Origin of the sequence: Roseicyclus sp., from assembly GCF_965662675.1 — a bacterium.
Taxonomy (GTDB): Bacteria; Pseudomonadota; Alphaproteobacteria; order Rhodobacterales; family Rhodobacteraceae; genus Roseicyclus.
In genome coordinates, this window is sequence record NZ_CBFIIK010000017.1 from 1 (window position 1) to 11741 (window position 11741).

The following is an 11741-nucleotide window of genomic DNA, read 5'->3' on the forward strand; positions in this document are numbered from 1 at the left end:
GGTCCGCTTGACGGTGCTTTCGCCCAGCTCGGTGTGCCGCTGGATCGTGCCCTTGGAGCACCAGATACCCGAGCCATCATCGCTCGCCTTGTCGGCCAGGAACATGGTGATCTGCTTGCGCGCGGCGCTGCCAAAGATCCGGTCGGCGCAGAGATTGGCGACCTTCCAGCTCATGCGCGGGCCCCCGCGAAGGAGGCGCGCCGGAGCGTCAATGGCGACGGATCATACCGCTTGACAGAACGGAAAACGCCGCCGCACCATCGGCCCAAAGCCCCTTTCCGGGCCCGCAAAAGGTTTGACAATCGGCCGCCAAGTGCCTGATTTCCCGTGGTGGGTTTGACAGAAAATTCGCCCGTAACCGCCTGATCTTGCATCCACAATTTGGGATTGAAAATCCTCGTGTCGGTGGTTCGATTCCGCCCCCGGGCACCACTAACATCAAATAAAAACAATAATTTATGTCGGCAGCCTGCACGCTATTCGCGTTTTTCAAAAAAACGCCAAACGCACAGTTTTTGCTCTGTTTGTGTATTTTTGTTTAATCGGCATCGCGGTGTTGAACACTGTGTTTGCGGCTGCCTGGCTAAACACAGCTGTTTCGATCTGACATGGCGATGCAAACGACAAACTACCCTCCGGTGTTGATCCCCGGCATGGCGTCACAATGACGATCAACAACGCACTGCTTTACATTTGTTTCAGCCGAACGCCGTTCCTTGTGGCTTCTTGTGTCAGCGCAATCCTTGCCGCTCTGGTTTTTTGCGACTTCGCAAGTTGTATCCACCGCAAGACGTTTCGGCGATACGAAGGTGCCAGTTCATCCCAAAGCTGAGTATCCAAGACGACGGCAAGGTCGTCAGGCACCAGCAGCGCATCAACATCATCAAAAAGGTTCCAAAGTCCTGATGCTTGGCCTTGCGCTACTCTTGCCTCTCCAGCTGGGTGCATACGACCCTCGCTGCGTAGCCGAGCAACCCGATCTTTGTAGGATTTTGACCATGCCTGCTGTTGCCGGGCTGTAATCAGCTGCGCTGTTCGATTTTCATCGACAACAAAGCGTCGGCCATCGATCCAGCCATGCGCAATGAGGGCATCGAGCACTTCCTCACGCCCAACGTATTTGTCGGGATGCTGTGCTTTCCACGTAACCAGACGAATACTCTGCCCGAGCGAATGGTTGTCGGCTAACCACCCCCAAAGCTGTTCGGTATTCGTGATTTCGAGCATCTGCATAGTCGACAGCTAGGATGCCCAGTTAAAAAGTCATGTCAAAAACGCACTTCCAAAGACTGGCCGAAAGGTTGAGCCGTCGTCGTGTCGCAAGAAGCACCTATCAGGCGACTGCGCGATGATATGCAGCTGATACGGGACGGCGATGCGGCGTTCAGCGCGGCGGGTTGAGTGTGCCGCTTTGGATCGCCTCGGCATGCGCGCGTCGATCATCCGGATGGCGGGATCAGCTGTGCCTCGCCTTGGTCTGGTCCTCTCACGCGGGGCGCTGTGTGCGGGGCATTGCCTAAACCGTCGCGAGGCTGCAAAGTCGTGGTACCCAAGGCAAAGGGAGGAAGGCCATGGGCGGGCGTATCTTGTTGATCGAGGATGAGGGAAATATCCGCGAAGCGATCGGGTTCATTCTCAGCCGGGCCGGCTGGGAGGTGCAGGGCCATGGCAATGGTGCAACCGCCATCGAGGCCGTGACACGCACAAAGCCGGATATGGTCATTCTCGATATCATGCTTCCGGGGCTGTCGGGCTTCGAAATCCTGCGGGCGCTGCGTGACGGGGCACAAACGGCGCGGCTGCCGGTCTTGATGCTGACCGCCAAGGGGCAAGCCCGCGATCAAGAGGCGGCCTTCGAGATGGGGGCCGACGCCTATCTGACGAAACCCTTTTCCAATGCCGATCTATTGGCCACTGTCGCGCGTCTGGCGCAAACGCGCGCCACGGGCGATCGTGCCTAGGCGTAGGCGGGGGTAGGGCAATGGCGCGGCGCCTCTTTCTGGAACGGCGAACCTATCGGCAGAACCGCTTGCAAGATGCCGCAAGGCTCTTGCCTGTGCTTGGCATGGTGCTGAGTTTCGCGCCTGTTTTCATCCGGGGCGAAGCGACCTTGCTCGGCGGTGCGGATTTGTCGAATTGGCTGGTCTATTACTTCGTCATCTGGATCGGTTTGATCGTGCTGACGGCATTCGTGTCATGGTCGCTCACGCGTACTGAGCGCAAGGACACGGCAGAGACCGCGCCGCCACCGGCGGAGCAGCCATGATGCTCAGCTTCGACGGGCTTGTCGCGGTCTGCGTCCTTTATGTATTGATCCTTTTCGCCGTGGCCTTCATCGCCGAAAAGCGTGCGACCGATGGCAAGGCGCGTTGGCTCAATTCTCCCATCACATATACGCTCAGCCTGTCGATCTACACGACCGCTTGGACATTTTACGGTGCCGTCGGCTCGGCCGTGCGCAACGGGTTGGAATTTCTGACCATCTACCTTGGCCCGACGCTGGTGTTCATCGGCTGGTTCTGGCTTTTGCGCAAAATGGTGCGCATCGGGCGGGCGCAGCGGATCACCTCGATCGCCGATATGATTTCAAGCCGCTACGGTAAATCGGGCGGGGTGGCGGCCTTGGTGACGCTGTTGTCGGTCATCGGGGCCACACCCTATATCGCGCTGCAACTGCAATCGGTGACGCTGTCGTTTTCGGTTTTCGCCGATGGCGGGGCATTGGGCACGCCCGATGCCGATCAGACCGCGATCTGGGTCGCGGCGGGGCTTGCTTTGTTCACCATCGTGTTCGGCACCCGCTCGCTCGACGTCAATGAGCGTCATCCCGGCCTTGTCTCGGCCATCGCGCTCGAGGCGATCGTCAAGCTGGCGGCGATCCTTGCGGTCGGTATCTTCGTCGTCTGGGGCGTGGCTGATGGGCCAGCCAACATGCTGGCCCGGATCGAGGTCAGCCCGATCAACAACACCGCGTGGAATGGCGCGCGCTGGTTGGGGCTGACCGTCTTGGCGGGGGCCGCGATCTTGTGCTTGCCGCGCATGTTCCAGGTGCTGGTGGTGGAAAACACCGATGAGCGGCATCTGGCGACGGCCGGTTGGGCCTTTCCGCTTTACCTGTTGTTGATCAGCCTTTTCGTCGTGCCCATCGCGGTGGTGGGGCTCGAGATGTTCGGCGCCGATGCCAACCCCGATCTGTTCGTGCTGACCGTGCCTTTGGGCATGGGGCAGGATGGTTTGGCGCTGTTGGTGTTTCTGGGCGGGTTCTCGGCCGCGACATCGATGGTGATCGTGGCCGCACTTGCCCTGTCGACGATGCTGTCGAACCATATCATCGTGCCGTTCTGGCTCAGGCTCACGCGCCATGATGATCCCATGTCGGGCGATATGCGGCGCGTGGCGCTGACGGCGCGGCGCTTGTCGATCGCGGGTGTGCTGTTTCTGGGCTATGGCTATTACCGCCTGTCGGGCGGGGCCGATGCCTTGGCCGATATCGGGCTGATCGCCTTTCTGGGTGTGGCGCAGATTTTGCCCGCGCTTCTGGGCGGTATTTTGTGGCGCGGGGCCACGCGGGTGGGGGCAGCGCTTGGGATCGGATCGGGGTTCCTGATCTGGGTGTGGCTGTTGCTCATCCCCAATGTCGCCGAGACCGGCGGTATGATGCCCGCGATCCTCAGCGATGGTCCCTTCGGTCTGACATGGCTTAGCCCCGCCACGCCCTTGGGCCTTCAGGCGACCGATCCGCTGTTGACGGCGATGGTATTGTCCTTGGGGATGAACACGCTGTTGTTCATCTTGGGCTCGCTCATGTCCTTTCCCAGCCCGTTGGAGCGGTTGCAGGGTGCGCAATTCGTCAATGTCTACGATCATTCCCAGCCGCTTTACGGCTGGCAAGGCGCGACGGGGGCGGCTGATGACCTGTTGGTGATGGCGCAGCGTATCCTCGGGGCGGGCCGGGCCGGGCGGCTGTTCGAGACCGCCGCCGAGGCGCAGGGCCGCACCGGCGGCGTGCCCGAACCCACGCCCGATTTCCTCGAACGGTTGGAGCGCGAACTGGCCGGGTCGGTTGGGGCTGCGACCGCGCATGCGATGGTCGCCCAGATCGTCGGCGGGGCCAGCGTGTCGGTGCGCGACCTGCTGGCTGTGGCCGATGAAACCGCCCAGATCATGGAATATTCCATTCAGCTTGAAACCAAGTCCGAGGAACTGGCCCAAACCGCCGCCCGCCTGCAAGAGGCCAACGCCAAGCTCACCGCGCTGTCACGCCAGAAAGACGCCTTTCTCAGCCAGATCAGCCATGAATTGCGCACACCGATGACCTCGATCCGCGCCTTTTCCGAGTTGCTGATGCAAGATGACGGGATCGATGATCCGGCCCGTGCGCGGTTCTCGCGGATTATCCATGACGAGACATTGCGCTTGACGCGGCTCTTGGATGATCTGCTCGATCTTTCCGTTCTGGAGCATGGGCGCGTCACACTGCATGAGGGTGAAACGCTGCTGTCGGATGTGCTTGAACGCGCGATGCGCGTTGCGGGCGCACAGGCCGGCGATGGGCCGCTCAAGATCATTCGCGATCCCGAAAACGAGGCCGTCACGCTATGGACCGATGCCGATCGTCTGACCCAGGTTTTCATCAACCTGATCTCGAATGCGCAGAAATACTGCGATGCGGCCCAGCCCGAGATGATGATTTCGGTGCGCCAGATGCCGGGCCGCATCCAGGTGGATTTCGCCGATAACGGGAGCGGTATTCCCGCCCGCCAACAGGCATTGATCTTCGAGAAATTCGCCCGCGCCGACACCGCGCGCGGTGCGCCGGGGGCGGGGCTTGGTCTTGCGATCAGCCGCGAGATCATGATCCGCCTGGGAGGCGGGCTCAGCTATGTCCCCTCTGATCAAGGCACGCGTTTCCGGGTGCGCCTACCGATGCGGGTGCGGCGCGCGGCTTGACGGCTTGTTAACCTATCATGCGATAGGCTTGGGGCATGTCGCACCCCATTCAGCCCTGAAAACAAACCGATATGACCCCGTCGCTTGCGCATACCGCCCTGCGCCGCAAGATCGCGGCGCATCGGCCGGTCGCTCCATCTGCACCGGAATTGGAGGGTGCGACCACCCATGCCTTTGGCCGCGCGTTGCGCCGTGCGGCGATGCCGTTCGAGGGGCTGGGGCTGGCGCTGGGGCAGGTCGGGGTCGACAGGCGGCAAGCCTTGCATGCGGTGATCGCGGCCTTGCCCGACCAAGGGCTTGCCGCCGCGCTCGAGGATGAGCAGGGCAGGCGCGGCTTGATCGGCCTGTCCGCCGGTCTGGTCGACGCCTTGGTCGAGGTGCAAACGACCGGCCGGGTCGAAGCCACTGAATTGCCACCCCGCCCGGTGACCCGCATCGACGAGGCGCTGACGCGTGATTTCGTCGATCTTGCCCTTGCCGCCTTTGCCCAAGAGGGGCAACCGATCACCAAGCGCGATTGGCCCGCACGCATGGCCTATGGCAGCCGCATCAATGATCGGGGCCAGATCAACCTGCTCTTGCCCGAAGGTGATTACACGGTTTTGCAAGGTGAGATCGGATTTGACGGTGTGGCCCGGCAGGCGCGTTTCGTCATGGCGATGCCGCGCGTCGAACTTGCCGGGCTTGCCGATCAAGGGCCGGAGGGTAAGCCGACCGATCCAGCGTGGATCGCGGCGCGCGACCTTATGCTGGCGGAATTGCGCCTCTCCCTCGATGTGGTTTTGATGCGGTTGAGCCAACCCTTGATGCAAGTCGACCGCCTTGCCGTGGGGGATTTGATCCCATTCTCGCTGGCCGATCTGCATGAGGTCGCGCTTGAGGATGGGCAAGGTCGGGTGCTTTTGCATGGGCGTTTGGGGCAGATCGGCGGGCGACGGGCCTTGCGCTTGCCCGCACTGCCTGATGTGAATGCGAAAGCGGCGGCGCAAGACCCGTCGCCCGCATTGCCCGACACCGTGCTATCGGCCGCGCGCCGCGCCACTGGCTGAAGGCTTAGGGCCAGCTTTCGGGCAAGACGTCGAAAATTCGCCGCAAATCCGACTGGAAATCACCTTTGCAATTCCCTTGATCCGTCGCCTGCGCGTCGCTGTTTCGCCGTTTGCGGGGGGCAATGTGACGGTGTGACCCGCGATATGGGTGACATGTGTTTCGACCTAACGCCCATAAGCGCCGCTTTGCGCGGCAAGAAGGAGGCAGGCAATGATCCGTTCGTTCACAACCCCCGCCCTGATCTTGGCGGCCGCGATGACGCTGTCGGCTTGCGCGACGCCCTTCGACGTGTCGCGCAACGCACCGCTGGAAACCATGCGCCCCGTGATCGAGGTGCCGATGCATGATTGGTCCATCCAGTCTGTCGCGATCAATGTGCCGCGCAGCCTGACGGTATCCGAGGCCAACTCGATCAAGCCCATGTCCGATATCGTCTGGCGCGGTGAGCCGATGGGCGACCGTCATGCACAGGTCGAGGGGTTGATGAACCGCGCCCTGTCGCCTGTGATGCGCCCGCGCGAAGCTGCGGCGACGCCGGTCATCGTGACGATGGATCTGACCCGTTTTCATGCCGTGACCGAGCGCGCGCGCTATACCATCGGCGGCGAGCACGAGATCGAGTTCGTCCTGACCGTCATCCATGCCGAGACCGGCGAAATCCTGTCCGGCCCGCGCGAGGTCGATCTGACCTTCGCCGCCTTGGGCGGCCAACAAGCCATCGCCGCCGAGGCGCGTGGCATCACGCAAGCCGTGCGTATCACCCAGCACCTTCAGCAATGGGCGCTAAGCGAATTCGCACCCGCCCGCCCCGATCTTCTGGTGACCGCACAGGTTGCGAACTGATCTTCCGCTCGCGGCGGCATCAGGATAGAGGGGGCGCATGACAGCGCCCCTTTCATCTTTGCCGATCCTGCGTCTCAAGCCCAAGGCCGACGCCAAACGCATCCGTCATGGCCATCCTTGGGCATGGGGCGATGATCTTGTGCTTGACCGGCGCGCCCGCGCGATCCCGGCAGGGGCTTTGGCCGTGCTGGAGGATGCCGAGCGTCAGCCGCTTGGTCTTGGCGTGGCCACGGTCGAGGGCAAGATCGGCCTGCGCCTTTTGGATCGCGACCCGGCGGCGTTGATCGACCAAGCATGGTTGGCCGCCCGTATCCAAGCGGCCGTGGATGCGCGCACCAAGCTTTATGACGAACCCTATTACCGGCTGATCCATGCCGAGGGTGATGGTCTGCCCGGTCTGATCGTGGATCGTTTCGGCGATACGCTGGTGATGCAGCCCAATGCCATTTGGCTTGAAGAGCGTGAAGCAGCCATCGTCGCGGCCCTACGCGATGCCACGGGCTGCGCGAATCTGATCAAGAACGGCACGTCGCGCGCCCGTCTGGCCGAGGGGCTGCCCGAGGTGACCGAGGTCTTGCTGGGCGACGCGCCCACGGCGCCGATCCAAGTGCCGATGAACGGGGCCATCTACATGGCTGATGTCATGGCGGGCCAAAAAACGGGTCTTTTCTTCGATCAACGCGAAAATCACGCCTTTGCCGCGCGGCTGGCACGCGGTGGGCGGGTACTGGATGTGTTTTCCCATGTCGGGGGCTTCGGTCTGGCGAGCTTGGCGGCGGGGGCCGTGCATGCGCTTGCGGTCGATGCCTCTGCACCGGCCCTGCAACTGGCCGAGGCGGGTGCCGAGGCAGCAGGCATGGCCGACCGCTTCGCCACGCGGCAGGGCGACGCTTTCGCCACGCTCGAAGCCTTGGCCGAAGAGGGCGCGCGCTTTGATCTGGTGATCTGCGACCCGCCCGCTTTCGCCCCTGCAAAACAGGCGCTCGAGGCGGGCTTGCGCGCCTATGAACGTATCGCGAAACTCGCTGCACCCTTGGTGACCGAGGGGGGCGTGCTGATGCTGTGTTCTTGCAGCCATGCCGCCGAACTACCCAAGTTCCGCGCTGCATGTCTGCGCGGGATCGGGCGGGCCGGGCGCGAGCCACGGCTGATCTACACGGGCTTTGCCGGCCCCGATCACCCCCAGCATCCGGCTTTGACCGAGACCGGTTATCTCAAGGCGGTCGCGTTTCGCTTGCTGCCATGAGGGCGGTGATCGACGCTTGCGTGCTTTACCCAACCGTCTTGCGCGAGATCGTCTTGGGTGTGGCACGCCAAGGGTTGATCACGCCGCTTTGGTCGCATCGACTCCTCGAAGAATGGGCGCGCACTGCCGCGCGCCATGGCGGGGCCGTCGACGCGGCCTTGGCCCGGGGCGAGATCGCGGCCTTGGCGGCGGTGTTCCCCGATGCAAACCAGCCCGCCGATCCTACGCTTGAGGGGCAGCTCTGGCTACCAGATGGCGGTGATATCCATGTCTTGGCGACCGCCGTCACGGCCCGTGCCGATACGATCATCACGCTGAATTTGCGCGATTTCCCGGCGCGGGAATTGGCGCCGCACGGGGTTGAAGCCGTTCATCCCGATGCCGCGCTCTATCAGCTTTGGCTGTCCCATCCGGACAAGATCGTCGCGGTGGTGGCAGGGGTGCATGCCACCGCCGAGCGTCTATCGGGCGAGGCGCTCGCATGTCGCGGGCTTCTCAAACGCGCACGCCTGCCAAGGCTTGCCAAGGCACTGGGCTGAGGCGCAGAAAAACGTGCGCTTGCCAGATGGTTTTGCCGCGGCGAAACCTTTCACTCCTGCGGCAGCTCCTTGGCCCAGCGTGCCTCGAGCGCCTCGATGGCGCGCACGCGATCGGCTGTTTTGGGGTGGCTCATCAGCCAAGCCGGCATGCCGCGCCCACCCATGCCTGTCAGCCCCTCAAGCTTGAGAAACAGCGATTTCTGCGGCCCCGTGCCGATCCCCGCCTTGGTCAAAAGGGCCGCGGCATAGGCGTCGGCCTCGTATTCATCTTGGCGGCTGAGGCGCGCGGCCAGCATGCCGGCCAGCATATTGGCGATCCAGATCCCAACACCCGGCACCAAACGACCCAGCACCGTCGCCAAGGCCACCCGGATCGCGTTTTGACCCGAGAAATCAATCATCCGCCGCCTTGCATGACCCAAGGCGACATGGCCCAACTCATGCGCGATGACGCTGGCCAATTCCTCGCCCGTGACCTCGCCCGCCCGATACTTGTTGAAAAAGCCCCGCGTCAGGAAAATTCGCCCATCGGGGGCGGCCAAGCCGTTCACCGGTTCCACCTCGTAGATATGCACGCGGATGCGCGCGACCCCCAAGGCATCGGCCATGCGTTGGCCGAGCGCATGGATCTGAGGATCGGCCAATTCCGCCGAGCGCGCGTCAAGCTCGCGCTTGGTGCGCCAGGCCGAGAATTGGTACATCACCAGCGCATAGCCGATGGCCAACAAGATGGGGGTCAATTTCAACATGTGAGGGATATGGGGCGCGCGGTTGGCCGTGGCAACGGGTGATCTCAATGCGCGCCACGCTGGTGCAGGGCCGCGCGAAGCCATCGCGCCAGCATCACCGCTGCCACAAGCGCCGCGATCAACCCCGAAGCATTGCCCAACATGTCCGCGAGCGCCAAGATGTCATCGGCGAAACCCGCGCCGAGGCCGACGTAAAGCGTCACCCAGATCACTTCGCCCGCAGCGCCCGCGCGGGTGAAAACGCGCCAGTCTATGCGTGCCGCGCCGCCGGCGAAATTGACATATGGCCCCAAGGGCGAGACCAGCCACCGGCTGAAGAACACCGCTGCTGTGGCATTGTCGTGCAGCTTGGCCTCGGCGCGCGCCATCAGGGCCGCGCGGCGTGGCGATGGCCTGCGCCCGCGAAAATGGCCCACGGCGCGTCGTCCGATCAGATAGCCCAATTGATCGCCCGCGATCGCACCGAAAAGCGCGGTGGCGCCCACCTGCCACAAGACCAGATCGCCCGCCGCCGCGAAGCCGCCCGCCGACAGCATGATCAAGGAACTGGGCACCGGCAGGGCCAAGCATGACAAAAAGGTGCCAAGCCCCACCAGAAGCAGCCCGTAACTCGGCACCAAGGCAAGGATCGTCTCGGTCACGGCTGTTTCGCGAGGTTGATCGCGTTCTCGATATGGCTCACCAGCACGGGGAGGGGGATGCTGGTGCGCGCGGCGATATCGGCCAAGGTGCTGCGCGCAGGCGCCGCGATCGGCAGCGCGTCGCGGATCACCGCAGGCGCGACATTATAGGAGCGCGCGATATAGCCCGGCGTCATCCAGCCTGCGATGGGCTGGTCGCGATGGTCGGGATCGGACCAGTGGATGGTGAAAAGCGTCAAACGCAACGCGAAGACCAGCACCAGCATCAGCGCGAGTGCCAAGCCGATCACTCCCAAGCGGTGATGCGCCCAAAGATAGCGCAGCGCCGATGTGCGTGGCGGCGTCACCGACCCAGACTTTGCATGCCGCGGGTGATCCCCTCTAGCGTCATGGGTACCATTTTCCCCTCGAAAATCTCCGAGATTATCCCGATCGACTGGGTATGGGGCCAGAGCCGCTCGGGGGTGGGGTTGATCCACAGATGATCGGGCCATTGCGTGCGCGCACGCGTCAGCCAGGTTTGGCCGGCCTCCTCGTTCCAATGCTCCGATGCGCCCCCGGCAAAGGCGATCTCGTAGGGCGACATGGATGCATCGCCGACGAAGATGCATTTGTAATCAGAACCATAGGTGTTCATCACCTCATGCGTCGGGATCTTTTCGCTCCAGCGTCTGCGATTGTCGCGCCAGACGGACTCATAAAGGCAGTTGTGGAAATAGTAATGTTCCAGATGTTTGAACTCGGCCTTTGCGGCGGAAAACAACTCTTCGACCACGCGGATATGGTCATCCATCGAGCCGCCGACATCGAGAAACAACAGCACCTTGACCGCGTTGCGCCGCTCGGGCCTTGTGCGGACATCCAGCCAGCCTTGCTCGGCGGTGGCGCGGATCGTGCCGTCGAGGTCCAACTCCTCGGCCGCGCCATCGCGCGCCCATTGGCGAAGTCGCTTCAAGGCGACCTTGATATTGCGGGTGCCAAGTTCAACATCGTCGGCGAAGTCCTTGAATTCGCGCTTATCCCAGACCTTGACCGCACGGCGGTTGCGGCTTTCCTCTTGCCCGATACGCACCCCTTCGGGATTGTAACCATATGCCCCGAACGGCGAGGTTCCGGCGGTGCCGATCCATTTCGAGCCGCCCTGATGGCGCCCTTTCTGTTCGGCCAGCCTTTCGCGCAGCGTCTCCATAAGCTTGTCGAAACCGCCCATCGCCGCGATCTCGGCGCGTTCCTCGGGGGTGAGGTGTTTCTCGGCGAGTTTTTCCAGCCACTCGGCCGGGATCTCGGCCGCCTCCAACACCTGCTCGGGCGTGATCTCGGCAAGTCCGGCAAAGGCGCGCGCAAAGCATTGGTCAAAACGGTCGAGATGGCGTTCATCCTTCACCATCGCGGCACGTGCCAGATAGTAGAACCCGTCAACATCATAGGTCACAAGCCCCGCTGCCACCCCTTCGAGAAAGGCGAGGTATTCGCGTAAGCTGACCGGGATGCGCGCCGCGCGCAGGGTTTGGAAAAAGGGCAAGAACATGATGCCCGCAAGATGTCAGCCCGGCGCGGGGATCACAAGCATCGCGAAGGCCCCGATGATGAAACCGAGGATGCCGAGGATCGTGGCGTAATGCAAAAGGTCCAGCCGATTGCCGCCACGCCGGCGCGCCAGCCAAAGCCCCAGCGCGATGCCGATCGCGGCCCCGATATAATTCAGCATGTCACTTGCCCGTCC

General features: G+C 62.8%; 13 protein-coding genes. 7 read left to right on the top strand and 6 right to left on the bottom strand.

Translation table 11 applies throughout. The annotated features are described in order from the left end of the window. Positions 1 to 687: 687 nt before the first annotated feature. Entirely contained in the window at positions 688 to 1233 is a 546-nt protein-coding gene (locus tag ACTG4J_RS05065) for a YdeI/OmpD-associated family protein (RefSeq protein WP_439137639.1), read from the bottom strand. Positions 1234 to 1571: 338 nt separating this feature from the next. Between ACTG4J_RS05065 and ACTG4J_RS05070 the strand changes: the two genes are divergently transcribed. The 7 genes from ACTG4J_RS05070 (at position 1572) to ACTG4J_RS05100 (ending at position 8628) form a co-directional block, all read left to right on the top strand. Next, complete coding sequence (locus ACTG4J_RS05070; protein ID WP_439137641.1) at positions 1572 to 1961, top strand: response regulator transcription factor; 390 nt, start codon at positions 1572 to 1574, stop codon at positions 1959 to 1961. A gap of 20 nt (positions 1962 to 1981) precedes the next feature. After that, a complete protein-coding gene (locus tag ACTG4J_RS05075; protein WP_439137643.1) occupies positions 1982 to 2266 on the top strand; it encodes a hypothetical protein in 285 nt (94 codons plus the stop codon). Beyond that, complete coding sequence (locus ACTG4J_RS05080; RefSeq protein ID WP_439137692.1) at positions 2266 to 4950, top strand: ATP-binding protein; 2685 nt, start codon at positions 2266 to 2268, stop codon at positions 4948 to 4950. The genes ACTG4J_RS05075 and ACTG4J_RS05080 overlap by 1 nt, the downstream gene beginning before the upstream one ends. A gap of 71 nt (positions 4951 to 5021) precedes the next feature. Further along, positions 5022 to 5999, top strand: a complete 978-nt coding sequence (locus ACTG4J_RS05085; protein WP_439137645.1) for a FliM/FliN family flagellar motor switch protein — start codon at positions 5022 to 5024, stop codon at positions 5997 to 5999. Positions 6000 to 6210: 211 nt separating this feature from the next. After that, positions 6211 to 6843: a DUF6778 family protein gene (locus tag ACTG4J_RS05090; protein ID WP_439137647.1), complete on the top strand. Its 633-nt coding sequence runs from the start codon at positions 6211 to 6213 to the stop codon at positions 6841 to 6843. Positions 6844 to 6880: 37 nt separating this feature from the next. Beyond that, entirely contained in the window at positions 6881 to 8089 is a 1209-nt protein-coding gene (locus tag ACTG4J_RS05095; RefSeq protein ID WP_439137649.1) for an RSP_2647 family RNA methyltransferase, read from the top strand. Continuing rightward, positions 8086 to 8628 carry an RSP_2648 family PIN domain-containing protein gene (locus ACTG4J_RS05100; protein WP_439137650.1) on the top strand — a complete coding sequence of 181 codons (543 nt, stop codon included), beginning with the start codon at positions 8086 to 8088 and terminating at the stop codon, positions 8626 to 8628. The genes ACTG4J_RS05095 and ACTG4J_RS05100 overlap by 4 nt, the downstream gene beginning before the upstream one ends. Positions 8629 to 8678: 50 nt before the next feature. Here the strand turns inward: ACTG4J_RS05100 and ACTG4J_RS05105 are convergent, their stop codons facing one another. The 5 genes from ACTG4J_RS05105 to ACTG4J_RS05125 are packed head-to-tail and all read right to left on the bottom strand — an operon-like array spanning position 8679 to position 11726. Continuing rightward, positions 8679 to 9377 (bottom strand): M48 family metalloprotease, encoded by a 699-nt coding sequence (locus ACTG4J_RS05105; protein WP_439137651.1) that lies wholly within the window; start codon positions 9375 to 9377, stop codon positions 8679 to 8681. Positions 9378 to 9421: 44 nt separating this feature from the next. Continuing rightward, positions 9422 to 10018 (bottom strand): DedA family protein, encoded by a 597-nt coding sequence (locus tag ACTG4J_RS05110; protein WP_439137653.1) that lies wholly within the window; start codon positions 10016 to 10018, stop codon positions 9422 to 9424. Beyond that, positions 10015 to 10365, bottom strand: a complete 351-nt coding sequence (locus tag ACTG4J_RS05115) for a hypothetical protein (RefSeq protein WP_439137654.1) — start codon at positions 10363 to 10365, stop codon at positions 10015 to 10017. Before ACTG4J_RS05115 ends, ACTG4J_RS05110 begins: the two co-directional genes overlap by 4 nt. Beyond that, positions 10362 to 11546, bottom strand: a complete 1185-nt coding sequence (locus ACTG4J_RS05120) for a vWA domain-containing protein (RefSeq protein WP_439137656.1) — start codon at positions 11544 to 11546, stop codon at positions 10362 to 10364. Before ACTG4J_RS05120 ends, ACTG4J_RS05115 begins: the two co-directional genes overlap by 4 nt. Before the next feature lie 15 nt (positions 11547 to 11561). Then, entirely contained in the window at positions 11562 to 11726 is a 165-nt protein-coding gene (locus tag ACTG4J_RS05125; RefSeq protein ID WP_439137658.1) for a hypothetical protein, read from the bottom strand. Between the last annotated feature and the right edge of the window lie 15 nt (positions 11727 to 11741).

Excerpts from the sequence above, each read along its gene's own strand:
- ACTG4J_RS05125 (WP_439137658.1), bottom strand. The coding sequence starts at position 11,726 with ATGCTGAATTATATCGGGGCCGCGATCGGCATCGCGCTGGGGCTTTGG.
- ACTG4J_RS05070 (WP_439137641.1), top strand. The coding sequence starts at position 1,572 with ATGGGCGGGCGTATCTTGTTGATCGAGGATGAGGGAAATATCCGCGAA.
- ACTG4J_RS05095 (WP_439137649.1), top strand. The coding sequence starts at position 6,881 with ATGACAGCGCCCCTTTCATCTTTGCCGATCCTGCGTCTCAAGCCCAAG.
- ACTG4J_RS05065 (WP_439137639.1), bottom strand. The coding sequence starts at position 1,233 with ATGCAGATGCTCGAAATCACGAATACCGAACAGCTTTGGGGGTGGTTA.
- ACTG4J_RS05100 (WP_439137650.1), top strand. The coding sequence starts at position 8,086 with ATGAGGGCGGTGATCGACGCTTGCGTGCTTTACCCAACCGTCTTGCGC.
- ACTG4J_RS05105 (WP_439137651.1), bottom strand. The coding sequence starts at position 9,377 with ATGTTGAAATTGACCCCCATCTTGTTGGCCATCGGCTATGCGCTGGTG.
- ACTG4J_RS05090 (WP_439137647.1), top strand. The coding sequence starts at position 6,211 with ATGATCCGTTCGTTCACAACCCCCGCCCTGATCTTGGCGGCCGCGATG.
- ACTG4J_RS05120 (WP_439137656.1), bottom strand. The coding sequence starts at position 11,546 with ATGTTCTTGCCCTTTTTCCAAACCCTGCGCGCGGCGCGCATCCCGGTC.
- ACTG4J_RS05085 (WP_439137645.1), top strand. The coding sequence starts at position 5,022 with ATGACCCCGTCGCTTGCGCATACCGCCCTGCGCCGCAAGATCGCGGCG.
- ACTG4J_RS05080 (WP_439137692.1), top strand. The coding sequence starts at position 2,266 with ATGCTCAGCTTCGACGGGCTTGTCGCGGTCTGCGTCCTTTATGTATTG.
- ACTG4J_RS05075 (WP_439137643.1), top strand. The coding sequence starts at position 1,982 with ATGGCGCGGCGCCTCTTTCTGGAACGGCGAACCTATCGGCAGAACCGC.